21 protein-coding genes are annotated in these 25561 nt (G+C 66.3%); 15 read left to right on the forward strand and 6 right to left on the reverse strand.

What is annotated here, in order from left to right; genetic code table 11:
• Nucleotides 1-178: 178 nt before the first annotated feature.
• The 3 genes from KI794_RS01905 to KI794_RS01915 are packed head-to-tail and all read right to left on the reverse strand — an operon-like array spanning nucleotide 179 to nucleotide 2355.
• A complete protein-coding gene (locus KI794_RS01905; RefSeq protein WP_255808936.1) occupies nucleotides 179-700 on the reverse strand; it encodes a hypothetical protein in 522 nt (173 codons plus the stop codon).
• A gap of 1 nt (nucleotide 701) precedes the next feature.
• Nucleotides 702-2231: a sodium/proline symporter gene (locus KI794_RS01910; protein WP_255808937.1), complete on the reverse strand. Its 1530-nt coding sequence runs from the start codon at nucleotides 2229-2231 to the stop codon at nucleotides 702-704.
• A complete protein-coding gene (locus KI794_RS01915) occupies nucleotides 2221-2355 on the reverse strand; it encodes a hypothetical protein (RefSeq protein ID WP_255808938.1) in 135 nt (44 codons plus the stop codon). The genes KI794_RS01910 and KI794_RS01915 overlap by 11 nt, the downstream gene beginning before the upstream one ends.
• A 328-nt stretch (nucleotides 2356-2683) precedes the next feature.
• On the opposite strand from KI794_RS01915, the gene KI794_RS01920 reads away from it, so the two are divergent.
• Both KI794_RS01920 and KI794_RS01925 read left to right on the forward strand, forming a co-directional pair.
• Nucleotides 2684-3541 carry an SDR family NAD(P)-dependent oxidoreductase gene (locus tag KI794_RS01920; protein WP_255808939.1) on the forward strand — a complete coding sequence of 286 codons (858 nt, stop codon included), beginning with the start codon at nucleotides 2684-2686 and terminating at the stop codon, nucleotides 3539-3541.
• Between the two features lie 216 nt (nucleotides 3542-3757).
• Nucleotides 3758-4687 (forward strand): acetamidase/formamidase family protein, encoded by a 930-nt coding sequence (locus KI794_RS01925; protein ID WP_255808940.1) that lies wholly within the window; start codon nucleotides 3758-3760, stop codon nucleotides 4685-4687.
• 192 nt (nucleotides 4688-4879) lie between these two features.
• Here the strand turns inward: KI794_RS01925 and KI794_RS01930 are convergent, their stop codons facing one another.
• Nucleotides 4880-5857, reverse strand: a complete 978-nt coding sequence (locus tag KI794_RS01930) for a siderophore-interacting protein (RefSeq protein ID WP_255808941.1) — start codon at nucleotides 5855-5857, stop codon at nucleotides 4880-4882.
• A 168-nt stretch (nucleotides 5858-6025) separates the two neighbouring features.
• Between KI794_RS01930 and KI794_RS01935 the strand changes: the two genes are divergently transcribed.
• The 4 genes from KI794_RS01935 to KI794_RS01950 all read left to right on the forward strand — a co-directional run bounded on the left by KI794_RS01935 (nucleotide 6026) and on the right by KI794_RS01950 (nucleotide 10963).
• Nucleotides 6026-6868: an ABC transporter ATP-binding protein gene (locus tag KI794_RS01935; protein WP_255808942.1), complete on the forward strand. Its 843-nt coding sequence runs from the start codon at nucleotides 6026-6028 to the stop codon at nucleotides 6866-6868.
• Nucleotides 6865-7941: an iron-siderophore ABC transporter substrate-binding protein gene (locus tag KI794_RS01940; RefSeq protein WP_255808943.1), complete on the forward strand. Its 1077-nt coding sequence runs from the start codon at nucleotides 6865-6867 to the stop codon at nucleotides 7939-7941. Before KI794_RS01935 ends, KI794_RS01940 begins: the two co-directional genes overlap by 4 nt.
• On the forward strand, nucleotides 7938-10016 hold the full coding sequence (locus KI794_RS01945; protein ID WP_255808944.1) for an iron ABC transporter permease: 2079 nt from the start codon (nucleotides 7938-7940) through the stop codon (nucleotides 10014-10016). The genes KI794_RS01940 and KI794_RS01945 overlap by 4 nt, the downstream gene beginning before the upstream one ends.
• A gap of 155 nt (nucleotides 10017-10171) precedes the next feature.
• Nucleotides 10172-10963, forward strand: coding sequence for an enoyl-CoA hydratase/isomerase family protein (locus tag KI794_RS01950; RefSeq protein WP_255808945.1), 792 nt, complete (start codon nucleotides 10172-10174; stop codon nucleotides 10961-10963).
• A gap of 104 nt (nucleotides 10964-11067) precedes the next feature.
• On the opposite strand, the gene KI794_RS01955 is transcribed toward KI794_RS01950, so the two are convergent.
• Both KI794_RS01955 and KI794_RS01960 read right to left on the reverse strand, forming a co-directional pair.
• A complete protein-coding gene (locus tag KI794_RS01955; protein ID WP_255808946.1) occupies nucleotides 11068-12135 on the reverse strand; it encodes an LLM class flavin-dependent oxidoreductase in 1068 nt (355 codons plus the stop codon).
• Between the two features lie 453 nt (nucleotides 12136-12588).
• Nucleotides 12589-12957, reverse strand: a complete 369-nt coding sequence (locus KI794_RS01960; RefSeq protein WP_162921005.1) for a DUF2568 domain-containing protein — start codon at nucleotides 12955-12957, stop codon at nucleotides 12589-12591.
• A gap of 270 nt (nucleotides 12958-13227) precedes the next feature.
• Here KI794_RS01960 and KI794_RS01965 point away from each other — a divergent pair, with 270 nt between their 5' ends.
• The 9 genes from KI794_RS01965 (at nucleotide 13228) to KI794_RS02005 (ending at nucleotide 25558) form a co-directional block, all read left to right on the forward strand.
• Nucleotides 13228-14796 carry an ABC transporter substrate-binding protein gene (locus KI794_RS01965; protein ID WP_255808947.1) on the forward strand — a complete coding sequence of 523 codons (1569 nt, stop codon included), beginning with the start codon at nucleotides 13228-13230 and terminating at the stop codon, nucleotides 14794-14796.
• A gap of 90 nt (nucleotides 14797-14886) precedes the next feature.
• Complete coding sequence (locus KI794_RS01970) at nucleotides 14887-15870, forward strand: ABC transporter permease (protein WP_255808948.1); 984 nt, start codon at nucleotides 14887-14889, stop codon at nucleotides 15868-15870.
• A complete protein-coding gene (locus KI794_RS01975) occupies nucleotides 15867-18488 on the forward strand; it encodes an ABC transporter ATP-binding protein/permease (RefSeq protein ID WP_255808949.1) in 2622 nt (873 codons plus the stop codon). Before KI794_RS01970 ends, KI794_RS01975 begins: the two co-directional genes overlap by 4 nt.
• A gap of 45 nt (nucleotides 18489-18533) precedes the next feature.
• Complete coding sequence (locus tag KI794_RS01980) at nucleotides 18534-19910, forward strand: transcriptional regulator (RefSeq protein WP_255808950.1); 1377 nt, start codon at nucleotides 18534-18536, stop codon at nucleotides 19908-19910.
• Nucleotides 19911-20031: 121 nt separating this feature from the next.
• Entirely contained in the window at nucleotides 20032-21555 is a 1524-nt protein-coding gene (adh, locus tag KI794_RS01985; RefSeq protein ID WP_255808951.1) for an aldehyde dehydrogenase, read from the forward strand.
• 107 nt (nucleotides 21556-21662) lie between these two features.
• Nucleotides 21663-22682, forward strand: coding sequence for an alcohol dehydrogenase AdhP (gene adhP, locus KI794_RS01990; RefSeq protein ID WP_255809801.1), 1020 nt, complete (start codon nucleotides 21663-21665; stop codon nucleotides 22680-22682).
• A 184-nt stretch (nucleotides 22683-22866) separates the two neighbouring features.
• Nucleotides 22867-23271 carry a DUF779 domain-containing protein gene (locus KI794_RS01995; RefSeq protein ID WP_255809802.1) on the forward strand — a complete coding sequence of 135 codons (405 nt, stop codon included), beginning with the start codon at nucleotides 22867-22869 and terminating at the stop codon, nucleotides 23269-23271.
• 112 nt (nucleotides 23272-23383) lie between these two features.
• Nucleotides 23384-23941: a hypothetical protein gene (locus tag KI794_RS02000; RefSeq protein WP_255808952.1), complete on the forward strand. Its 558-nt coding sequence runs from the start codon at nucleotides 23384-23386 to the stop codon at nucleotides 23939-23941.
• Between the two features lie 60 nt (nucleotides 23942-24001).
• Nucleotides 24002-25558 carry a flotillin family protein gene (locus tag KI794_RS02005; protein ID WP_119281634.1) on the forward strand — a complete coding sequence of 519 codons (1557 nt, stop codon included), beginning with the start codon at nucleotides 24002-24004 and terminating at the stop codon, nucleotides 25556-25558.
• The last annotated feature ends 3 nt before the right edge of the window (nucleotides 25559-25561 follow it).

Consider the following 25561-nt stretch of genomic DNA (forward strand, 5'->3'; position numbering starts at 1 on the left):
CTGGTCGCGCTACTGCGCGAGTTGGCATAGAGCGAAACGCGCAGCGTTTCGCCGCCAAACGCTGGTCGCGCTACTGCGCGAGTTGGCATAGAGCGAGACGCGCAGCGTTTCGCCGCCAAACGCTGAAGGGCCGGTGGAGAGTATCTCTCCACCGGCCCTTCGCCGTTCCGAGGAAACCTTACGTCCCAACGACGTAGTACCCGCCTGTGACCGCGTCGACAAGGATCTGCAGCCTGCGGCCCGCTAGCCGGGCCTCGAGCAGCCAGTTCGGCTTCCAGAGTGTGTTGATGGTCCGTACCCCGGTGACTGTCGAGGGCGTGGAGAGGCGGTGTTTTCGGATGGCCGCGGTGGCTACGAGACGGTGCGCGCGGCTTCCCGCCTCTGCGAAACTCGTCGTGTTCCAGCCAGGATCCGTGACGAGGTTTGTGCGCTGACGCTCGTCGAGTTCCACGAGGTCAGGCCACGGGTCGGTGAGTGTAGCCTGACCCGTGAGCCGATCCACGATTGCGAAGGCACGCTGCGGTGAGCCGCCCATGTTCAGTGGGTGCGTGATCTTGTACTCGAACCCTGAGAATGGGTGCCAGCGGAGCCGCTCGCTCACCATGGCGATTCCAGGTGCGCGGTCCAGTACAACTGACCACGCGTGTGCGGAGGTGAGTTGCGCTGGAAGCGCCTGAAAGCTCTTCGTGTCCGCAGGCATGTCACTGACTCGCGATCTCGGCCTGGGCCGACAGCTTGCTATCTTGCCCGAGCAATAGCTTTGCTGGGATCGGGCCAACCTTCTTGGTCTCGTCGAGTGCGCGAGCGATGTGCTCGGGCACAGGGTGGCTGCGCTGCGTGGCGAGGCTACCGACGATCATTGCGACGGTGGAGCCTAGGATGCCAACGACCATCGGGTCGAGCCCGGTGAATCCGGCGAAGCCAGCGAGCTCCCACCCGACGGCGAGTACGGTCCCCGTGATCATCGAGGAGATCGCCCCGACGGTGTTCGCCTTCTTCCACCACACCGCGCAGACGTAGGAGGGCACGAAAGCGCTGCCGAGCACGGTCGTCGAGAAAATAACGATAGCCGCAACTGCGGGCGGCTCGACGACGGCAATGAGATAGCCGACGATGGCGAGCGTGAGCACGATGACGCGGGAGACGAGCACCATCTGCTTGTCGGTCATGTTCTTGTTGAAGAACCGCGCGTAAATGTCCTGGCTCGCGACGGTTCCCGACTGCAGCAGCAGCGCGTCGGCTGTCGACATGATTGCCGCCATCACTATCCCGACGGCGAAAGAGGGCAGCACATTTGACGCCATTTCGAAGATTGCGAGCTCGGGGTTCACGAGGTTTGGGAGCAGCACGATCGCAAAGATGCCGACGATGTAGGGCGCGGGAATGAAGACGAGATTGAATAGTGTCGAGTAGAGACCCGCTCGGCGCGCGACGCTCGGCCGTTTCATCGCCATGTGGCTGACGACGACGTGCGGCCACCCCATGTACCCGATCGAAAAGATGAGCAGCGCTCCCAAGATGATGCCCCACTGGCCGTCGTAGACACCACCACTGCCGAACATGCCAAGCAGGGTCTCGTCGATCGCTCCGACCTTCGCGTTGCCGGCAGAAAAGCCGCCGATGGCGGTGAGGGTGCCGATGAGGATCCACACCATTCCAACGAGCATGATGATTGCCTGTACGAAGTCCGTGTACGCGACCGCGAGGTACCCGCCGAGGAATGTGTACAGCACGATGACCCCGATCGCCACCGCGAGCGCGATCGGATAGCTGATTCCCGAGACCATCTCGAGGCCGCGCCCACCCGCGATGAACTGGGCCATCACGTAAAAGAACATGCAGAACAGGGCGACTGGAGCCGCGATCATCCGCACCCACTTCGAGGGGTACCGGTGTTCGAGGTATTCAATAGAGGTGATCGAACCGAGGATCTGCGAGAGTTTTCGCATCCGCCTGCCGAGCACTGACAGGTTGAGTACGCCACCGCCGATGTCGCCGAGCGCGTACCACATGCCGAAGTAGCCCTGCGTGTACCCGAGCGAGCCCGCGCCGAGGAACATGTAGCCCGACATAGACGAGCTCTGCAGTCTCAGTGCCGTCACCCCGGGCCCGAGGCTTCGCCCCGCGAGCAGGAACCCCTCTGCGTTCTTCGAGCTGCGGCGCATGGCCCAGACGCCGATCCCGGCCATAGCGACGAAGTAGATGATGAGGAACCAGAGCTCAATCTTCATGGGTCACCTCACTGTCGTCGCGCGACCAGGATCTGGAGACCCACAGGAACACGACCGTGTACAGCACCCAAAAGCCTGTCACGCTCGCGATCGAGACCAACGTAAAGGTTGGAAGATTGAACATGTGCACCGCCTCTTTGCGTCGTAGCCGAGCGTTTCGCCACGCTCGACACTGATCTGCGGCGAAACACTGCCCCGGTTGTTCCGGGGTGCGTGGTCAGTCTTTCAGCGGGATATCGTGCTTGTCCAGGGAACCGCAGTTCGTTCTGACCGCACGTGAAATTGCCCGCTCACAGCAGGAAAACTTAGGAAACAAGGGCTAGGTAGGGTGATTACTTCGGATTTTCACAGCAGCGGGACCGACGGCAAGATGCCGCTGGATCCGCACCCCTCCGGCTCTGGCGGATGACGACCCACCCCAAACGCCCGGGCCTCCGGGCTACCATCAAGGCATGTCAGCGACGACGCACCAGCAAGACGATCCTCTGAACCGAGACCAGCGGGCCGAGCTGGCCGTACAGGCGGCGGCCCGCATACAGAAAGATGGCCCGCGCACCGCTCTCATCACCGGTGCGAGCTCAGGGCTCGGGGCCGAATATGCGACTCAGCTTGCTGAGCGCGGTGAGCACCTCGTGCTCGTCGCTCGTGACGGAGAGGCGCTTGAGGCGCTCGCCGCGAACCTGCGCGCGAAGTGCGGAGTCGACGTCGAGGTGCTCGCTGTCGACCTCCTCGACCCGGAGGGTGTGCGCAGGGTTGTCGCGCGTCTTGAATCTCGCACAAACCCCGTCAGCACCCTGGTCAATAACGCGGGTTTTGGTCTGCCGCTCGCGTTTGAGCTGAACGATATTGAAGCGGAGGCGCGCCACTTGCGTATCCACAATGAGGTGCCGATGCGGCTCATGCATGCGGCGCTGCCTGGGATGCTTGAGCGGGGGAGCGGCCGCATCGTGAACGTCGCCTGGGTCGCGGCGTTCATTCCGCGCAGTACCTATTCGGCGGTCAAGCAGTGGCTTGTGACGTTCTCGCGCTGGGCGAATGGGCGGTACCGTTCGCGCGGCGTGACTGTCACCGCGGTCTGCCCCGGCTATACGCACACGAACTTCCACGAGCGGCTCGGGCTCCCTCCGGGCGAGGAAGGGATCCCGCGCTGGATGTGGCTGAGTGCGCCGCGAGTTGTCGCCGATTCGCTGAGGGACCTCGAACGGGGGAAGGCAGTCTCGATCCCGTCCGTGAAGTACAAACTGTTGACCGCGGCCGCACGCCTCGCCCCGCCAGCGCTCTCGGCGCGCATCGGCGAGCGCGGGCGATAGCTGCGGCGCGGATGGCGTCTTGCCACGGTGCTCAATCGGGCGGGTGCCCGGTCACTATAGTTGAGTGAGCAACGCGATCAGGCTGGTCATGGGTGGCGAAACGCCTGACCGTAACGGGCCGTCCTGGCGCACGCGGCAGAGCAGCCCGCGCGGGGCACCCGCCCCCACGGCGGCGTGACGCTGCCCGCGGTCAGAACGCATAGTTAGGAGTTTCTGGTGAGCTATTTCATTGGTAAGGATCAGGCGCACTCAGGTTTCTCGGCAGCGGACGAGCCAGCGCTGAGGATCGATCCGGGCACCGGTGAGCACATCCAGTTTGAGACGTCTGACTACTCGTATGCGGAGAGTGCCGCGAAGGGAAGCAGCGACGACCTCGAGTCGCTCTTGAACCCGATCACCGGGCCCGTCTACGTGAACGGCGCCGAGCCGGGCGACACGCTCATCGTTGACATTGTCGACATCACGCTCGGAGACCACGGCTGGTCGGGCTACTTCCACGGCGCTGGTGCCCTCGCCGGCGTCATGGGCGACGAGCCGTACATGCGCACGGTGCCGATTTCTGATGGCATGGTGCACCTCACCGACACCATCTCGGTGCCGGCCCGCCCGATGGTTGGCTGTTTCGGCACGGCACCAGCGTCTGGCCGCAACTCGTCGATGGCGCCCGTCTACTCCGAGGGCGGCAACCTTGACCTCACCTACGCTGGCATCGGTAGCCGACTGTACCTGCCCGTGCGTGTCGCTGGAGCATTCCTCGGCCTGGGCGACATCCACGCTGTTATGGCGGAGGGCGAAGCCTCTGACGTCGCTATCGAAGCTGCCGGCACGATCACCGCGACCGTGTCGCTGACAAAGGAGTTCTCTGTCTCGGGGCCAGCGATCGAGACCGCAACCGAGGTGATCTTTGTGGGGCTCGGCGACACGATCCAGGAGTCGCTTGCACACGGCTACCAGCGCGCCTTCCGCTTCCTGACGACGCAGCACGGCTTCAGCCGCGGTGACGCGTTCACTGTCATGAGTGCGATGGTGAACTCGGCGCTTGGTGGGCCCGCCGGTTCGGCCGAGGTCCCCGCGGGATCGCCGCTCGCGGCCGGGTCGATCACGACCCACCACGTGCCGAAGTCGATCCTGCAGCCCCGCGGCTAGCCTGTGCGCCGGCTCTGGCCAGTGAGTTGGCGCCGCGCCCGGCCGAGACCGCATCTCTCATCCGAGACCGCATCCCCTGTTGTGACAGGGCGTGCGGTCTCGGTGGTCGTAGGCGGTCTCGAGCCTGGGTGGGGTGCCCTCGCCGGCCGAAGGGTGCACAAACCGCGACCGGAAGGGTGGCGTCGCGGGCGCCTAGCCCTCTGCGCGCCCGATTCGCCAGTAACCCATGAACGCGACGGCCTTGCGGTCGATCCCGAGGTCGCGCACTAGGTGGCGGCGCATGCGCGTGACGACGCCCGCTTCGCCGGCGAGCCAGGCGTAGTCTTCGCCGACGACGTGCTCAGGAACGTCCCACAGGACCTCGTCCGAATCGACCGCCTCGGCGTCGGTACTGGCATCGGCGTCGGCACTGGCGCCAGAGTCGGTTCTGGCGCCAGCGACGTCCCCCTGCTCTGGATCGCCCGCCCGCGCGCCCGCCCCCGGAAGTCGCCGCGCGCCCCACTCCGCGATGGCGGGCTCAAGGAACGTGCCGTGCGGGGCGCCGTCGCGTCCGAGCCAGGTCACGGTGACGCCGCTCGGGTGCGAGAGTTCGAGTGCGTCGCCGGCCTCGGGCACCTCGATGAACGCTTCCCCGGTGAAGTCGCTGGGGAGAGACTCGAGGATGGCGCAGATCGCCGGCGCCGCGGTCTCGTCGCCTGCGAGGAGTACGCGTCGGGCGGGGCCCGGGTTCCACTCGATGCCGCCCGCTGGTTCCAGGGCACGCGAGTCCGGGCCGACGATGATGAGCTCGTCTCCGGGCGTGGCTGCCTGCGCCCAGGCGGAAGCGGGTCCTTCGGTGCCATGCAGCACGAAGTCGACGTCGATCTCCGCGAGCTCTGGGCGTACAGCGCGGATCGTATAGGTGCGGATCGGGTTGCGCTCGTCGTCGGGTAGCTCCCGCCACTTGCGGTACCAATCGAGCATCGCGGGGCTCTCATCGCCGAAGAGCCCGAGCTCGGGGAACGTGCCGTCAGGGAGGGGCAGGAGCAGCTTGATGCGCTGATCGAGGCCGTCGATGCCGAAGTGCGGAAGGTCGTCGCCGCCGAACGTGATCCGCGTGAAGTGGGGTGAGAGCTGCGTGATGCGCAGTACCCGGGTGAGGAAGGCGTCGTACGGCTGGCGGGAGGTCATTCGGAAGGGCTCCTTTGGGGCGGTAGGTGGCGGGTGGGCGTTCGTGCCGGTCTGGCGCGCACGATGCGTAGGTGATCGGTGGTGTGCGGCTTGCGCGAGCTGGGAGAACGGCGCGAATCCACACCCACTCTATTCATCAGATCAATGTTAGGCTAGGCTTACTTAACTGTGAAAGCATCGACTCTTTGCGGAACAGAACTGTGCCTGGGCTATCGGGGCACCGAGGTCGTGCACTGCGCGAGCCTCACGCTGCGGCCCGGCAGGGTGACCGCGCTCGTCGGCCCGAACGGCAGCGGCAAGTCGACGCTGCTGAGGGCGATCGCCCGTCTCCACGACACAAACTCCGGCGATGTGACGCTCTCCTCGGCGAACGCTGAGCCGAGGAGAGCGAGCGCGCTGAGCGCCAAAGAGTTTGCCCGCGAAGTTGCGATGCTGTCGCAGTCGCGGCCGCACCCGTCGGGCCTCTCGGTGCGCGACATTGTCACCTACGGTCGTCACCCGCATCGCGGACGGTTTTCGGGCCTGCAAGATCAGGATCGCGCGGCCGTCGACACAGCCCTCGAGCTCACCGGTCTCACGCAGATGGCCGACCGTTCAGCAGACCAGCTCTCGGGCGGCGAACTCCAGCGAGTCTGGCTGGGCACGGCGCTCGCGCAGGACACCGGTGTGCTGCTGCTCGACGAGCCAACGAACCACCTTGATCTCAAGCACCAGATGGATACGCTCGACCTGATCTGCGACCTCGCCGCCCGAGGCACAGCTGTCGGCGTCGTGCTGCACGACCTCGACCAGGCCGCGGGCGTCGCTGACGAGGTTGTGCTGCTCGCGGGCGGGAGCGTGCTCGCCTGCGGTGCCCCCGAAGAGGTGCTCACTGGCGAGCATCTCTCGGCTGTCTACGGACTTCCCATCGACACGACCGTCGACGAGGAAACGAAACGCGTTCGGGTGTTCCCGCGCGCACGCCACCGGCAGCGCCAGCGCCGCCTTGAACCGGAAGTCTGCACCGCATGAGTATCAGCCCCTCGACCACTCGTCGTCGTACGTCCCGCCTCGCGGCGATCGCCGCCCCAGCCGCCGCTCTCGCGCTCGCGCTCTCGGGGTGCGGCACGACCGTAGCGCCTACAGGTGAGACCGAGACCGCCCCGGCCTCGTCGATCGCTGGCTGTGAGAACGACTCGACAACGACGAGCACTGGCGCAGTCGAACTCACCGACTCGTTTGGGCGCACCGTCAGCCTTGACGCGCCAGCGAAGCGAGTCGCCGTGCTTGAATGGCAGCAGATTGAAGACGTGATCACCCTGTGCGTCGCCCCGGTCGCCGTTGCTGACGCCGACGGATTCACCACCTGGGACACCGCGGTTGAGCTTCCCGAGGGCGCGACCGACGTCGGATCCAGGCAGGAGCCGAACCTCGACGCCCTCTTCGGAACGAACCCCGACCTCGTGATTGTGGAGGCATACACAGCGGACGATGAGATCATCGGCAAGCTCGAGAAGTACGGCGTCCCTGTACTCGCGACGAAGGGCGCAGACGCCGCAGATCCGATCGCGAACATGAAGAACACATTCTCGCTCATCGCCGACGCGACAGGCCGCGAGGAGCGCGCCGCCGTGGTGCTCGACGAGTTCGACGCGCACCTCGCTGAGGCGAAGGGCAGCCTCGCCGATGCTGGCCTGAAGACGACCGATTTCGTCTACTTCGACGGCTGGATCGACGGCGGCAACGTCGCGCTGCGTCCCTTCGGGCAAGGATCGCTCGTCGGTGAGATCGGCGAAGAGCTGGGCCTCACGAACGCCTGGACGGGCGAGGTCGACCCCGCTTATGGCCTCGGCCAGACCGACATCGAGGGAATGAAGGCCGTCGGTGACGCGACGCTGCTGCACACCGCGACAGAAGAGAAGTCGGAAGACGAGTTCGCGACTGCGCTCGAGACGAACCCGGTATGGGCGGCGCTGCCTGCCGTCGCCGACGGTCGCCTGTACGCGTTCCCGACTGGCATCTGGACGTTTGGTGGCCCCCGGTCGGCGCAGCAGATCATCGACGCCTACGTGTCGGTGCTGGCTGAACCCGGCGCGGGCGAGTGACCCGCACCGCCTCCGAGCTCGCCGTCGCGGGCGCCGAGGCGCGCCCCCGCGCCCGCGCGTTCGGGGGCGGGGCCGCGATCGCGGTCATCGCCGCCTCGCTCGCCGTCGTTGCGGCTTGGCATCTCTCGCAGGGAACGTCTGGCGTCGGTGCGGGTGAACTGCTCCAGGTGCTTACCGGCGGCGGTACTGACGACGCCAGCAACGTGCTGTGGGGTTCCCGGCTCCCGCGCCTCGCGGCCGGCGTCGCCGTCGGTGTTGCTCTCGGCGTCGCGGGCGTGCTCATGCAGACGCTTGCCCGGAACCCACTCGCCTCGCCCGACACCCTCGGCGTCACGGCGGGGTCGTATCTCGCGGTGACTGCTGTCGCAGCGTTCGGGATCGCCGTGCCCCTGTGGGCTTCGGGACTGCTCGCCTTCGCCGGCGGGCTCGCCGCCGCGGTCCTCGTGCTCGGCCTCGCAGGCGGCGCCGGCACCTCAAGTACCAGGCTCGTGCTCGCTGGCTCCGCACTTGCGCTCGCCTTTCAGGCGCTCACGTCTGCGCTCCTGATCCTCTTCCAAGAGGAGACGAAGGGTCTCCTTGCGTGGGGGAGTGGGAGCCTCGCCCAGCTCAACCTCGATGCTGCGCTGCGCGCGCTGCCGCTCATTGCGATCGCGGTTGTGGCCGGCCTCCTGCTGTCGCACCGCCTTGACGTGTTCAGTCTTGGCGACGATCTCGCGAAAAGCCTCGGCGTTCCGCTTCGCGCGACTCGGGTATCCGGGATCCTGATCGCCGTCACGCTCTCCGCGACCGCCGTCACGCTTGCCGGGCCCATCGGCTTTGTCGGCCTCTGCGCCCCGGTGCTCGCGCGACTGCTCGCTCGCTGGGTTCCCGCGCTCGAACGGCACGCGTTCAGGCTGCCAGCCGCCGGGCTCATTGGCGCCGTGCTCGTGCTCGGTGCAGACGCCGTGCTCAGGGCAGTGCTCGGCGCGGCGGCGGCAGTGTCGGTACCAACTGGCGTCGCGACGACGCTCGCCGGCGCAATCGTGCTCGTGATTCTCGCGCGGGGACTGCGCGGTGGCTCCACACAGGCCGCACGGGTGCGTGCGGCGGCGAGGAGCGCGCGCAGGTTCTGGATCACGATCGTCATCCTCGCCGCTGCGCTCGTCGCGGTCGTTGTGCTTGGCGCGCTCTCCGGCAACACACTGTTGCGCACAGGCGACCTCGCGCTGTGGCTTCAGGGGACCGCGCCGCCCCCAATCGCGCTCGCCCTCGACGAGCGCGCGCCTCGCGTGATCGCGGCCATCCTCGCGGGCGCGGCGCTCGCGGTTGCCGGTGGCATCACACAGTCGATCAGCCGAAACCCCCTCGCCGATCCGGGCCTCCTGGGCATCACCGGCGGTGCCGGCCTCGGCGCGGTGCTCGTCGTCACTGGCGGGCTTGCAAACACTGTCGGGATCACGGTGGCCGCGACCGTCGGATCCCTCCTTGCGTTCGCCCTCGTCTACGGCCTGAGCTGGCGCGGCGGCCTGAGCGCAGACAGGCTCGTGCTCATCGGCATCGGTGTCTCGGCCGGTGCAACAGCGCTCACGACGTTCTTCCTGCTGCGCGCCGACCCGTGGAATACGCCGGCGATCTATACCTGGCTTTCAGGCACGACCTACGGGCGCAGCTTCGCACAGGTGCTTCCAGTGCTCATTGTGCTCGCGATTGGGCTACCGCTCGTGCTCGCCGCTCGCCGCGAGGTCGACCTCATTGCGCTTGACGAGGACACCCCGCGTGCGCTCGGGGTGCGCCTCGAGCGCACGCGGCTTGGCCTGCTCGCGCTCGCCGCACTACTCGCCGCTGCGAGCGTCACGGCGGTTGGCGTCGTCGGGTTCGTTGGTCTCCTCGCCCCGCACGCAGCCCGAGCGCTGGTGGGCGCTCGGGCGGCTCGCTTCCTGCCAACAGCCGCCGTGCTCGGTGCGGTCCTTGTCGGGGTGGCCGATGCCGTCGGGCGCACGGTCATCGCGCCCGCGCAGCTCCCCGCGGGCCTCATGGTCGCGCTGCTCGGTGCACCGTACTTCGTGTGGTTGCTCTGGCGGACACGCGACGCCTGAGCGCGGAGGGGCATATGGCTGCCGCGCCGCTGATCTGCAACGCAAGGATTTGCGCATCGTTCGTGGCGTATTGGTTGACGAATGTCGCACACGTGCGTAGCCTGGCCGGGATACGCGCGCGGCGGAGCCGCCGCCCGTGAAGGGAGAGCCGCTTCATGACAGACGTGCCAGCACTCGACACGATACGCCTCGAGTTTGACGGTGACCTGCTCATCGCGACGCTCTCGCGACCGAGCCGAGCCAACGCGGTGAGCCGGCAGATGCTTCGTGAGCTCATTGAGCTTGCCGACTGGCTCGACGGCAATGAGGCGGTGCGGTTTCTGATCCTGACGGGCGACGGTCCGATCTTCGCCGCCGGACAAGACCTGCAAGAGATGCGCGAACCGCTCTCGGACGAGTCTCAGGCGCGCGCGGCAATGCGCGCACTGCAGCGGCTCGCGCAGGAGGTGATGCACAAGCTCGAGGGTCTCGAGCAGATTGCGTTCGCGGTGATTCAAGGATCTGCCTACGGGGCCGGTGTCGCGATCGCAATGACCGCCGACTTTCGGCTTATGGCGGCAGATGCGGTGCTGAATCTGCCAGAGACGAACCTCGGAATGTTTCTCACCTACGGCGCGACACCGCGACTCGTGTCAGTCATGGGGGCGAGCGCTGCGAAAGAGTTCGTGATGTTTGCGCGTGACATGCCCGCGGCCGACGCGCTGCGACACGGGCTCGTGAACGTTGTCGCCCCGCGGGGCGAACTCATGGCGGCCGCGCTCGCGCAGGTGAACGAACTACGCGGAAAAGACTTCAGATCGCTGCGCATCACAAAGCGCATCGCGCAGGCGGCCGCTGCGGTGAACGTTGGTGACATTCTCGTCGGCGAGCCCGAGCTGAGCGAGGGCGCCCTTTCTGACGGCACGACGCTCGAACTCGTCGATAGGTTCTTCAAGAACAAGCGGTGAGCCCAGCACAGAACCACGTCCCATGGGCGCTGCCGCCCGTGGGACGTGGTTCAGAGGCGACGCTTCCGCCTCTCGCGGGCCCAGTGCTCGGGCCCGCGCCTGGCCTACTCGCTGAGTAGTTCGCGGACCCGTGGGATCACGTCGCGTCCGTAGAGCTCAATGCTCGTCATGAGCATGTCGTGTGGCATCGTGCCGTTCGCATACTTGAGATCGAATCGGTCAGCGCTGAGTGTGCGCACGGTGTTCGCGATCTTCCGTGCGACGGTCTCGGGAGATCCGACGTAGAGGGATCCTGACTCGACCTCGGCGTCAAACTCGGCGCGTGACGCCTCGGGCCAGCCGCGCTCACGCCCGATGCGGTTGCGGTTCGCCGCGAAGTGCTCCCAGAGTTCTTCGCGGGCGAGCTCGTCGGTCGCCGCCACGTGCCCGGGCGAGTGGACGCCGAGCGGCATCGGGTCACGCTCGAGTTCCTGCTGGGCGCTGCGGTATAGGTCAGCGAATGGGAGGAATCTCGCCGGGTCGCCGCCGATGATTGCGAGCATCATGGGGATGCCGACCTGAACTGACCGTACGACTGACTGGGGGCTGCCGCCGACACCGATCCAGGCGGGGACGCCGCCCGGGTGCTCGGTCTTGGGGTGCACCTCTTGGTTGACGAGCGGCGTGCGGTGTTTGCCCGCCCAGGTGACTGGGCCCTCGCTGCGAAGCTTTGCAAACAGGTCGAGCTTCTCGCTGAAGAGAGCGTCGTAGTCGTTCAGGTCGTATCCGAAAAGCGGAAAGGACTCGGTGAAGGAGCCTCGCCCCAGAATCACCTCGGCGCGGCCGCCGCTCACGCCGTCGAGTGTCGCGAAGCGCTCGTAGACCCTGACAGGGTCATCGCTTGAGAGCACCGTCACGCCAGTGCCGAGCAGGATCTGCTCGGTCGCGCCGGCGATTGCGCCGAGCACGATCTCAGGTGACGAGATCGCGAAGTCGTCTCGGTGATGCTCGCCGAGAGTGATCGCGTCTACACCGAGGGAATCAGCGAGCTTCGCCTGCTCGACGACGTCACGCAGCACCTGTGCGGGGTGAGTGCGGCTGCCATCGGGCTGCTGGGAGATGTCGCCAAACGTGTCGAGCCCCAGGGCTACATTGCTGCCGGCTGTGCCGCCGCTGTGCTGTGATGTGGTCATGCTCTATGCAACAGCGGCCCTAGGGTGGCTATTCCGGGGGCGGGCTCTGTAGCTGGTGCTGACCCTGGCTGCTGAGCCTGATTGCGGAGCCTCGCTGTCGGCGACGCGCGCCGTTGCCGGCGCTTCCAATGTGATCGTCAGAAGATATGCCTGGATCCTTAGGTTGGTGGCATTGGTTCTGTTGATCCCAGGCGTACTGTGTGCAGCGGAGTGGCTGTGCTGAAGTGAAGCGTGCTACTGGGCTGCGTCGGATTCTGGGGATGGCGCTCTGTTTTCGGCGTTTCCAATGTGATCGTCAGAAGATATGCCTGGATCCTTAGGTTGGTGGCATTGGTTCTGTTGATCCCAGGCCTACTGCGTGCAGCGGAGCGGGGGTGTAGCTGAGAGGCGCGTACTACTGGACTGCAGCCGCAGATTTGGCAGCTCAGCGATTCACAGACGCCGCGCCACCGACTACTTGCTGCGAAGCGAGGTGACGAAGCCGAGCGTCGCGCCAGCGAGTCCGAAGACGACAGCGACGATCCAGTTGATGCCGAGTCCGAGCATAGCCCCGACACCGGCTGCGAGTAGCAGCAGCTCGATCAGCGCGCGCCCGAAGCGGTCGGTTGCGAGCACGGGCTTGGGTGACAGGAAGAGTGCCCAGAGCAGCAAGCTCAGCGCGAGCAACCCGAGGCCCGTGAAGATGCCAGGAAACGGCATTTCCCAGCTCATGAAGCCCCACACAGTGATCGCGATGATTGCGATGAGGTGGAAGAGTCCGCGCACCGCCTGCTGGATCGTCTGAGAGCGGGCCTGCGAGTCTGATGGAGTAGGGCTAGTCACTCGGTCAAGTCTACCCGGCCCTCCCCGGGCAGCCGATTCCCGGTCTCGTGGGTGCGAGGTGCGTCGGTGTGGCGGCCCTCCCCGGAGTCCCGAGGAGCGATGCCCGGATCCCGCAGTCCTGAAGCTCGCAGCCAGCCCCACCCCAGCCTGTGGTTCACCCCAGCGCCGACAATGTGGTCCACTACGCGGCCAGATCGTAGCCTAACTACATAGACCAGCCGGAGCACGCGGCACCTGCCGCCGCTGCCACCCCGCTGCCGAGAGGAACCAATGACCCCGAACTCACAGCGAGCACTTGTCGCACTCGCGCTCGCCGCAACGCTCGGACTTGCGGGCTGCGCCCCCGCTGCACAGGGCGGGGGCTCCGAGCCAGCGCCGACCGCCGGCGGCACGCTCACCTATGGCAGGCTCGCGAGCGCGAACGATCTCGACCTGCACACGCAGATCACCGCGAACAACGCATTCGCGATTGACAAGATCTTCGAGTCGCTCGTCTCGTTCGATGAGCACGGCAAGATCATCGACTGGTTGGCGAAGAGCCACGAGATCTCGGCAGACGGACTGACCTATACATTTACGCTGCGCGAGGGGCTCAAGTACTCCGATGGGTCTGACGTGCAGGCCTCTGACGTGAAATTTTCGCTCGAACGCAACCTCGCGAAGCAGGGGCCCCTCACTCTCACCGCCCCGATCTCGGAAATCGTGACCGATGACGCTGCCGGTACCGTCGTCATGACGCTCGGTGAGGCGTACACGCCGTTCCTGTCGGAGCTCACGAGCTTCTCCGCGGGCGTTCTGCCCACGGACTTCGGCGGCAAGACCGAGGAGGACTTCTTCAAGGCCCCGGTTGGTACCGGGCCGTTCGCGGTCAGCGAGTGGGACCCTGCGGGTGACCTGAATTTCGTGAAGAACGAGCACTACTGGCAGGACGGGAAGCCGCTCCTTGACGGCCTCGACTACGTCTTCGTTGCCGACGACAACCAGCTGCTCCAGCGCCTGAACGCTGGCCAGATCGACGCTGTCGAGCAGGTGCCTGCGGCGAACGCAGACGCGGTCGAGAACGGGGAAGCAACGAAGCTTTTGAAGAGCGATTCGTGGGCGATCGAGCAGGTCTTCTTCAACACGCAGAAGCCCGAGTTCGCAGACGTGCACGTCCGCCGCGCGGTCGCGCAGGCGCTCGACCTGCCCGGCATCACGCAGGCGACCACGTTTGGCACCGCCCGTGCGGCGTCCTCGCTCATTCCGCCGGCGATCGAGTACAGCGCGGCCGACGCGTTCGACGCGAAGCCGGTGCTCACACACGACGTCGACGCGGCGAAGCAGGAGCTCGCGAAGTCGGACTTCGCGGACGGCTTCGAGGCGACGATGCTCATCCCGAGCGGGAACTCAGCTCGCGCCCAGATCGCCCAGGTTGTGCAGGAATCACTCGCGCCCCTCGGCATCGACGTGCAGATCGAGTCCATCGACCTCGCCTCATTCCGCGAGCGCTTCAAGGCGTTCGACTACGACTTCATGATCAACTCGGGGCAGTCCGACGCCCCCGACCCCAACGGGCTCGTGACGTTCCAGGCCGATCCCGAGGGCTTCAGCAACTCGTTCTGGACCCACTACACGAACCCCGAGGTCACGAAGCTCATGCACGAGGGCCGCACGACCGCAGACGGGCCCGAGCGGGAGCAGATCTACACCGACATCCAGCGGATCCTTGCTGGCGACGTGCCCTACATTCCCGTCTACTACTCGCCGAACCTGCACGGCACGACGGCGAAGGTGCACGGCCTCGAATCGCTGCCGAACGGGAGCGTCAGGTTCCAGGACGCGTGGGTCGAAGCGAAGTAGCCGGCGGAAGAGCCGCGCGTCCGCAGGCACGCCCTGCGGGGCCCAACAGGGTCTGGCAGGGCGCGCCAGCGCAGCGGATAGAGTAGGCGAGTGTCAGCGGCTCTGCGATCCCTCCCGCGCCAGGTGCTGCGCCAGGCCCTGCGCGTCGCGGGAACGGTGCTGCCGGTCATGCTCGGCGTCGTCACAGCTGTGTTCTTTCTGCTGCGCCTGGTGCCCGGCGATCCTGCCGTGATGATCCTCGGGGATCGCGCGACGCCGCAGGCGCTCGCCGAGCTCCGCGCCAAGCTTGGGCTCGACGCCCCGCTCTGGCAGCAGTACACCGACTTTGTCTCAGGGGTGCTCACGCGCGGTGATACTGGCGACTCGCTCGTGACTGGCGTGCCAACCGCAGAGCTTGTACTGTCTCGCGCGCCTGTGAGCCTCGGCATCGTCGCGCTCGCGCTCATGCTTGTGCTTGCGATTGCCGTGCCGCTTGCGCTCGCGGCGGCGAATCGACCCGATGGCTTCGTGGATCAGCTTGTGCGCATCGTGCCGACGATCACGCTCGGAATGCCGCTGTTCTGGATCGGACTCCTGCTCATCATCGTGTTCGCCGTGAACCTTGGGTGGTTTCCGGTCGGGGGTGTCGGCGCGGCGGGGTCGGCCCCGTTCGAGCCGGTGCGTTCGCTGGTGTTGCCTGCGCTTGCGGTCGCGCTGGGTATGGCGCCGCCGCTTATCCGCTCGCTTCGGGCTCAACTGCTCGAGGTGACGGAGGCCGAGTTCGTGACGACGTTGCGGGCTGCGCGCATCCCGGAGCGGCAGATTCGTTGGCGCCACGTGCTGCGCGGCGCGGCGTTGCCGACGCTGAATCTTCTGAGCGTGAACCTTGCATACCTCATCGGCGGGACGCTGGTTGTCGAGAAGGTGTTTGGCATCAACGGCCTTGGCACGCTCCTGTTCCAGTCGATCTCGACCCGAGACTTTCCTGTGGTGCAGACGATCGCGTTGTACTGCGCGATCCTTGTCGTGCTCGTGACGCTCGTGGCCCAGCTGCTGTCGGCGCTCATCGACCCGAGGTTGCGGGGTGCGCGATGAGTGGTGCGCGGCGCGCGCTCGGGTCGCGGAGCTTTGTCGCAGGCGCGCTGCTTCTCTCGGTGATCGTGTTTGTCGCGGTGCTCGCCCCCGCGCTCGCGCCGTACTCGCCGACCGCGCAGGATTTGTCGGCCGGCCTGCTCCCTCCCTCGTTCGCGCACCCGTTTGGTACGGACCAGCTCGGTCGTGACGTGTTCTCACGGGTGCTCTTTGCGGCGCGCACTGATCTCGGGATCGCTGCCATCGCGGCGATCACCCCGTTCGTCGTTGGCGTGACGCTTGGCCTCGTCGCTGGCTACTTCGGACGCGGCACGGACTGGGCGATCTCGCGTGTCACCGACACTGTTATCGCGTTCCCGTTTTATGTGCTCGTCATCGCAATCGTGTTCGCGGTCGGTGCGGGGGGACCGGGCATCATCGCCGCGTTCGCGCTCGTCGGGTGGGTCGGGTATGCCCGGGTGATCCGCGCTCTTACCGCGTCGATGCGCGATCATGGCTGGGTGCGCGCGGCGCGAGGGGCGGGCCTGTCGCACGGGCAGATCCTTGTCAGGCACCTCCTGCCCAACGTGCTGCCGCAGGCTGTCGTGCTGCTCGCGACTGAGATTGTGCTCATCATGGTTGCGATCGTCACTCTCGGGTTTCTCGGGCTCGGCATCCAGCCGCCAACGCCAGACTGGGGCACGATGATCGCCGATGGACAGGCGTTCGTGACGAGTCACTGGTGGCTCTCGGCGTTGCCGGGACTTGCCGTCGTGGTGACTGGCGTCGCACTCTCGCTGCTTGGCGACGGCATCGGTGACGCGCTGAGAGTGACGGGTGAGCCGCGCAAAACCGGCAGGGCCCGCGGCGGGCGTCGGGGCCCACGCCCGGCGACTGCGGGGGTGCCTCTCGGGTCGCTCCACGTCCGCGGGCTCACCCTCGAGTTGGCAGCTGTTGTCGCTTCGCGTGCGCCCAAGCGACAACAACTGCCAGCTCCCGCGCTTGTCGGCGGGGCGCCGGGCAGGGCGCCGGGCAGGGCAGAGGGCAGGGCGCCGGGTGGCAGCGAGGGGCACAGCGCCCAGGGCGTGAGTTTCGATCTCACCCCAGGCGAGGCACTCGGCATTGTCGGCGAATCAGGATCGGGCAAGAGCCTCACCCTCCGCGCCATCGCCGGCCTGCTCCCGAACGGTGTGGTGCACACTCACGGCGAAGTCGCCATCGGGGGCGCCGTTGGCATGGTGTTCCAGGATCCACTGAGCGCACTCGATCCGCTGACGCGAGTTGGCACCCAGCTGCGCGAAGCGTGCGTCGCGGCGGGGGAGCCAGACCCGGTGGCACGGGTGCGCGAGCTACTCGGTGCTGTCCGGCTCGGTGACCCAGAACGCATCGCCCGCGCGTACCCGCATGAACTCTCGGGTGGACAGCGCCAGCGCATCGTGATCGCGATGGCGCTCGCTGGGAGGCCGGCGATTCTGCTCGCTGACGAGCCGACGACGGCGCTGGATGCGACAGTGCAGCGTGAGGTACTCGAGCTGCTGAAAGCCCTCCGGCGGGAACGCGGCCTGACTCTCGTGTTCGTGAGCCATGACGTCGCTGTTGTCGCCGCAATGTGCGAGCGGATCGCGGTCATGCGCGGAGGGTGCGTCGTCGAGGAAGGGGCAACGGCCGCGGTCCTCGCCCGACCAGAACACCCGTACACTCGGGAGCTGCTCAGCGCGATCCCTCGTGCCCCCCGCCCCGCGGAAAGGATCAACGATCGCGTTGCCCTCGCGCCAAGCGCAGGCGCGATCAGCATACACACGACGGGTGCGCCCGGCGTCGAGAAGACCGCCCCGCCCAGCATCGAGACGGCCGCCGCGCCAGCGGCAGCGACGTCTGACGGCGCGCCCGTGCTCGCCGTCAAGGACCTGCGCGTGAGGTATGGCGGCCGCGAGGCGGTTGGTGGCGTCTCCTTCGACGTACGCGGCGCGCTGGGCATCATCGGCGAGTCGGGTTCGGGAAAGACGACGATCGCGCGTGCGATCGTCGGGGAGCTACCGCGCGCGCACGGAGCATTCAGCTTCGCGGGCGAGCGGGAGGAGATCCAGCTCATCCCACAGGATCCCTCGTCGTCACTCAACCCGCGCCGCACAGTCGGTGCGACGCTCGGCGAGGTTGTGCGCGCACACGATCGCCGCGCTCGAGCCAGAGGAGGCGATCTCGCGCGCTCCCCGCGCGGCTCGACCGAGGGACGCGTCGCGGCGCTCCTCTCGGAAGTCGGCCTCGCCCCTGAACACGCGAGGCGCTACCCGCACGAGCTCTCGGGCGGGCAACGGCAACGTGTCGCGATCGCGAGGGCGCTTGCCGCCGAGCCGAAAGTGCTCGTCGCTGACGAGGCGACAAGCGCGCTCGATGTGTCAGTGCAGGCCGCAATTCTCGACCTGCTCGCGCGGCTTCGCAGGGAGCGCGGCCTCGCCCTCATCGTGATCTCCCACGACCTCGCCGTTGTCCACGCGCTGTGCGACGATGTCGTCGTGCTGCGCGCCGGCGCCATTGTCGAGCAGGGGCCGCGGGCCCTCCTTGACCCGCAGCAGGCCTACACGCGAGAACTGCTCGACGCGGTCGTGCAGCTGCCTGCCGGATCGTTCGATGGCTCCTCCTAGCCAGATCCTGTACTCTCGGATCACCTGAGCCAAGGGAGGTCCCAGGTGCGCAACAGTCGACACGCACTCCAGCGCGGCGAATCAGTGAGGCAGCGCCGCCTGCTGCTCGAGCGTGCGCACGAGCGCTTCGTTGCCGACCATTCGCTCGCCGAGGACCCGGACTCCCGGCGCACCTTCGCTGCTCAGAGCGATCTTCGCCCGGTCGTGCTCGAATCGTGGGTGCGCTCGAAGCGGCACTCGATCGACCCGAACGTGACCCCGGGCGCGAGGCCACTGTCGCCTGACGAGCTCGAGGAGCTGCAGCGCCTCCATCCGATCGCACGAGTACTTCCAGTCGTGAACAGGCTCCTGCTCGACGAGGCGACCCAGGCTGGATTCGTCGTTGCCATCGGCGACGCCGCGGGCAGGCTGCTGTGGGTCGATGGCGACAGGCGGCTGCGGTCGGAAGCCGAGGAGATGGGGTTCGCCGCTGGCGCCGACTGGTCTGAGAATGCTGTCGGCACGTCGGCGCCGGGCTCGGCGCTGCTGCTCGGCGACTCGATCCAGGTGCTCGGCGCTGAGCACTACAACCGCGCCGTGCACCAGTGGAGCTGCACCGCGGTCCCGGTACACGAGCCCGAGAGCGGCGCGATCATCGGTGTCATTGACGTGACAGGCAATGACGCTGCAGCCTCGCCGCACATCCTGCCGCTCGTGGAAGCCACGCGGGCTGCGGTCGAGGCCGAGCTCAAACTTGTCGCCATGCGCGCGGCACTCGAGCGCAGTCACGAACGTTCGAGCGAGCGACGCGTCACGTCGACTGCTCATCCACCGCCCAAACGCGAGCCGAAGCAGGCAACGCCGCGGCTCATGCTCCTCGGGCGCGACCCTGCGCTGTTTGAACACAGCGGCGGGTTCGTGAGCGTCAGTAGACGCCATGCCGAGATCCTCGCGGCACTTGCTGAGGCGCCGAACGGGCTGTCTGCCGCGGCGCTCGCGGATCAGGTCTACGGCGAGCCTGGTGCGGAGCACAGCCTCAGACCCGAGGTCGTTCGTCTTCGCAAATGGTTGATTCAACACAGAGTCGGTTTCGAACTGCTGTCTCGCCCATACCGGCTGAGTGGCCCGCTCAGGCTCGACGCGCTTGAAACACTTGAAGCGCTCGAGCGGGGCGCGCACAGGCTCGCGCTCGCAGCGTACGAGGGGCCCGTGTTGCCATCCTCAGATGCGCCCGTCATCGAGCGGCTGCGACACGAGGTGGACTCGACGCTGCGCGAGTCAATGTTGCAAACAGCGGCCGCTCCGCTGCTCTTCGAGTACGCCCAGAACTGGGCGGTCGATGACGCGCAGGTGTGGGAGGCGCTGCTGCACGCGCTCCCCCCGCTCTCGCCGAAACGCACGCGCGTAGTTGCGAGGCTCGAGACCATCGAAGCCGGGCGATGACGGCGGTGCCGCGGACCCGGCGCAACCTAAATGCAACCTTCGCAGACCTACTCTGACACCACGAAGCGCGGGTACTCCCGGCTTCGGCACTTCGACAACGACGTCAGAGAGAGGTAGCACCATGACTGTCTACGCATTCCCAGGACAGCCCGATTCGCTCGTGACCTTCAAAGGCCGCTACGAGCACTACATCGGGGGCGAGTGGGTCCCGCCTGTGAAAGGCCAATACTTCGAGAACATCACCCCGGTGACCGGGCAGGCGTTCTGCGAGGTCGCCCGTGGCACCGCTGAAGACGTTGAGGTGGCCCTCGACGCGGCACACGCGGCAGCTCCCGCGTGGGGAAAGACGAGCCCGGCCGAGCGTGCCGTGATCTTGAACAAGATCGCCGACCGCATGGAGGCGAACCTCGAGATGATCGCCGTCGCCGAGACGTGGGACAACGGAAAGGCTGTGCGCGAGACGCTGAACGCCGACATCCCACTCGCGATCGACCACTTCCGCTACTTCGCCGGCGCGATCCGCGCGCAAGAGGGCGGCCTCTCCCAGATCGACGACGACACTGTCGCCTACCACTTCCACGAGCCACTCGGGGTTGTCGGCCAGATCATCCCGTGGAACTTCCCCATCCTCATGGCGGTGTGGAAACTTGCCCCTGCGCTCGCCGCAGGCAACGCGGTCGTCTTGAAGCCTGCCGAGCAGACCCCGGCGTCGATTCTCGTGCTGTTTGAACTCATCGGTGACCTGCTGCCGGCCGGCGTGGTGAACATCGTTAACGGCTTCGGCGCGGAGGCAGGGAAGCCCCTCGCGTCGAACAAACGTATCCGCAAGATCGCGTTTACAGGCGAGACGACCACTGGTCGGCTCATCATGCAGTACGCCTCAGAGAACATCATCCCGGTGACGCTCGAGCTCGGCGGTAAGAGCCCCAACATCTTCTTCGATGACGTTGCGGCGAAAGACGACGCGTACTTCGACAAGGCAAAAGAGGGGTTCACGATGTTCACCCTCAACCAGGGCGAGGTGTGCACGTGCCCGTCACGCGCCCTCATTCAGGAATCGTTCGCCGACGACTTCCTCGACGCAGTTGTCGCGCGTACCGAGCTCATCAAGCGCGGCAACCCGCTCGACACCGACACGATGATGGGTGCGCAGGCATCGAACGACCAGTTCGAGAAGATTAAGTCGTACCTCGACATCGGCCGCCAAGAGGGTGCGAAGGTGCTGACGGGTGGGGGAGTCGACGACCTCGGCGGGGATCTCTCCGGCGGCTTCTACATTCAGCCGACAATCTTCCGCGGCGACAACTCGATGCGCATCTTCCAGGAAGAGATCTTCGGCCCTGTGGTCTCGGCGACAACATTCACCGACTTCGACGACGCGATTCGCATCGCGAACGACACACTGTACGGCCTGGGGGCCGGTGTCTGGAGCCGCGATGGTAACACCGCGTACCGTGCGGGCCGGGCGATTGAGGCGGGTCGTGTCTGGGTGAATAACTATCACGCGTACCCGGCGCATGCGGCGTTCGGTGGCTACAAGTCGAGCGGCATCGGGCGCGAGAACCACCTCATGATGCTCGACCACTACCAGCAGACCAAGAACCTGCTCGTGAGCTACAGCCAGAACGCGCAGGGCTTCTTCTAGGCCCTCCCTAGGTCAGCTCGTTCGACCTCCCGAACACACACCCCAGATTCACAACGGGTTGCAGCGTGGCAGCCCACGAAAGGAATACGACAATGACAACAACCACTATGCGTGCCGCCTCCGTGCCGGCATTCGGCAAGCCGCTCGACGTCGGCGACCAGAGCGTCCCGACGCCCGGTCCCGGGCAGGCGCTCGTTCGGGTGCTCACTACTGGCGTCTGCCACACAGATCTGCACGCCGTCGAGGGCGACTGGCCTGTGAAGCCGAGCCCACCGTTCATTCCGGGCCACGAGGGCGTCGGACTTGTCGAGGCCGTCGGCGAGGGCGTCACAAACGTCGCAGTCGGAGATCTCGTCGGTAATGCGTGGCTGTGGTCCGCATGCGGGCACTGCGAGTTCTGCCGCACAGGCTGGGAGACGCTCTGCGAGCAGCAGCAGAACGGTGGCTACTCGGTCGACGGCTCTTTCGCTGAGTACATGCTCGTCGACGCGACCTACGCCGCCGTTGTGCCCGCGGGGTCAGACCCTGTCGAGGTTGCGCCCGTGCTCTGCGCAGGGGTCACTGTGTACAAGGGCCTGAAGGTGACTGGCGTGCTTCCCGGGCAGTGGGTAGTGATCTCGGGAATCGGTGGCCTTGGCCACATCGCAGTGCAGTACGCGGTTGCGATGGGGATGCGCGTCGCCGCCGTCGATATTGCCGACGACAAGCTTGCGCTTGCGAAGAAGCACGGCGCTGAGGTGACTGTGAACGCGTTGAGTGAGGATCCGGTCGAAGCCATCCAGCGCGAGACAGGTGGAGCGCACGGTGTGCTCGTGACAGCCGTGCACCCGTCGGCGTTCGGGCAGGCGATCGGTATGACGAGGCGCGGCGGCACGATCGTCTTCAACGGCCTGCCTCCCGGGGACTTCCCCGCGCCGATCTTTGACATCGTGCTCAAGGGCCTGACGATCAGGGGGTCAATCGTCGGCACCAGGCAAGACATGATCGAGGCACTTGACTTCTACGCGAGGGGCCTTATCCACCCGACAGTCTCCGAGCGCCCGCTCGACGACGTCAACGATGTGCTCGACGAGATGCGTGCAGGCAAGATTGACGGCCGCGTCGTTCTCAGGCTCGCGAGCGCCTAACTCATAGGCCTCGGGAGGCGGCTCACCGCCTCCCGAGGCCAACTCAGTTTTCAGGATGGAGACGATGATGACACCGGAGTCAACGCCCGATCCGGCCGAAGTGCTTGGGGACGAAACCCGTGGGGCCGTCGACGCGTGTGAGGTGGGCGGCGCTGTCGCGCCTGGGCCAGAAGACACAGCTTCGATTCCCGGCGTCGTCGATGCGCGCCCGGAGATCGCGGGTGAGCATGCGAGCAGGCTCGCTTTCACACCAGCCGCGATCGAGCTCATCGAGCGGCTCTGGGCGATGCACGGCCCCCTCATGTTCCACCAGTCCGGCGGGTGCTGTGATGGCAGTGCCCCCATGTGTTACCAGGAAGGCGAGTTCAAGACGGGCGGGCAGGATCTGAAACTCGGCACGCTCGAGCTGCCGCCAAGCGCCGGTGAGAACGCGCCGCGCGAGATCGGGTTCTGGATGTCTCGTGAGCAGTTCGCAGTGTGGGCGCACACGCATCTGACGATCGATGCAGTGCCAGGGCGAGGGTCGGGATTCTCGCTCGAGGCCCCGGAAGGCAAGCGGTTCCTCATCCGCTCGCGACTCATCTCGTAGTCGCCCTCCGCCACCTCGAGCTCGCAACGGCGTCCTTTCGGGGCGTGCGTGGCCTTGCTACGCTGGAGGGGATCCCGACAACTGTTGAACGAGGTGCGCTATGGGAGCGATCATGGACTGGCTGAATGGCCTGCTCGACGGGTCGCTCATCGCGGGCGGCATCTTTCTCATCATTGGCGTCGTCGGCGGCATCCTCCTGCTGCTTTCGCTCGTGCTCGACGGAATCTTCGATGCATTCGATTTCGGCGATGGCCCGCTGAGCCTCACGACAATCGCAGCGTTTACCGCGATCTTCGGCTTTACGGCTTTTGCGCTTGTTGGCGCGGGCCTCCCCACCCCGCTCGCGGGGCTCCTCGGTGCGCTCGCGGGCGTGCTCGGCGGCGCAGCTGCGTGGTGGTTGAGCAAGGTCATCAGAAGCGCTGAATCGTCAACGGCGGTGAGTGGCGATGAGCTTGTCGGCTCAGTCGCAGGCGTGGTGCTTGCGATCCCTGCCGGTGGTCTCGGCGAGGTCGCGCTCGTGCGGCACGGTGAGCGCGTCTCGCTCTCGGCGACCGCAGACACCGCCATCGCGCGGGGCACGCAGGTGCGCATCGCCCAGACAATCACCGCGACATCGGTGCGGGTTGAACCCGTCGCCGCGACGGCTGACCCGAGCGCACAGCCCACCTAACTCGTCCGTGCCGGCATTGGTGTCGGCTTCATTCACAACTGAACTTCCCCGGGAGGGAAAATGTTCTTCATTACCCCAGCAATCGTCGGCGTGTTCGGCGCGGTGGTTGCGCTCGTGCTTATCGCGCTTGTCATTATCAAGCGCTACCGCATTGCGAAGCCTGACGAGGCGATCATCGTCACCGGAGGCAAGGGGAAAGAGATCAAGTCGGCTGACGGCGCGACAGTTCGCGACATGTCTGGCCAGAAGGTTGTGACGGGCGGCGGTGTCTTTGTGCTGCCGTTCGTGCAGAAGTCGTTCACAATCTCGCTGCGCTCGCGCCGCCTCTCAATCACCACCGAGGCGCAGACGACCGACGGCATCACGATGCAGGCGCAGGCAGTGGCGGTTGTGAAAGTCGGCGGGACGCAGGAGATGATCCGCGCCGCAGCGCAGCGATTCCTGTCAAACTCTGACGAAATTGACGAGTCGACCCAGGAAGTACTCTCGGGCTCGCTTCGCTCGATTATCGGTGGGCTGACAGTCCTGCAGATCATTCGCGACCGCGCCGTTGTTGCGCAGAGCGTGCTCGAGGCTGCAGAGGAGGCACTGACGAAGCAGGGCCTCGTTGTCGACACGTTGCAGATCCAAGAGATCCGCGACGGCGCCGACTACATCGCAAATATTGGCCGCCCGGAGGCAGCGAAGGTTCGCCAGGCGGCAGACATCGCCGAGACCAATGCCTACCAGGCTTCTGAAGAAGCAAAGATTGCTGCAGAGAAGGTCCTGCTTGACCGCAACCGAGAGCTGAAGCTCCGCCAGGCTGAGATTCAGGCCGAGACTGACAAGGCGAACGCGCAGGCGCAGGCGGCGGATCCGCTCGAGCAGGCAATCCAGCAGCAAGCAATTGTTGAACAGCAGCAGATCACGGCTCAGCGCGAGGTCGCGCTGCGCACCGAGAAGCTGAACGCAGACGTTCGCGCGGTCGCCGAGGCCGAGGCGTACAAGGTCGAGGCGCTCGCGAAGGCCGAAGCCGCTGCCGCGGTGTCGGCGGCGGACGGTCGTGCGCAGGCTGTTGAGCGCGAGGGTCTTGCAGCTCGTGCGGCGCGTATCGCCGCGTCTGAGGCTGTCGCGGCCGAGGGCCGGGCAGAGGCCGAGGCCATCCAGGCGAAGGGAACGGCAGAGGCGATCGCGGTCGAGGCCCGCGCACGCGCCCTCGAGACCCAGTCGCAGGCTGTGCTTGCCCAGGAGCTCATCCACAGGCTCCCGGAGATCGCGGGCGAGTACGCGCAGGCTATCGCCGGCATCGACAGCATGACTGTCGTTTCAGCCGACGGCACTTCGCGGGTCGCGGGCGACGCTATGGGCAACCTGAAGGGCCTCCTGGAGATGGCGCGAGAAACGGTTGGGGTCGACCTCGTCGGCATGCTCAACGGCGTCGTCACGGGTAGCGCGGCAGGAGCCGCAGCCGGGCGCGCTGCGTCGTCCTCGAGCTCTGACGAGCCCGCCTTCGCCGTCGCTGAGCGCGGCGCCGAGGAGGAGACCTCGGGTGCCGACCTGACAGCTGCGGTTGACGAGCGACCCGCGAGCGATGGGGCGACTGGCGTCGCCAACGCCGACGAGGAGCCGACTCGCTAAAGC

The sequence above is a fragment of the Leucobacter aridicollis genome, from assembly GCF_024399335.1.
Lineage (GTDB): Bacteria > Actinomycetota > Actinomycetes > Actinomycetales > Microbacteriaceae > Leucobacter > Leucobacter aridicollis_A.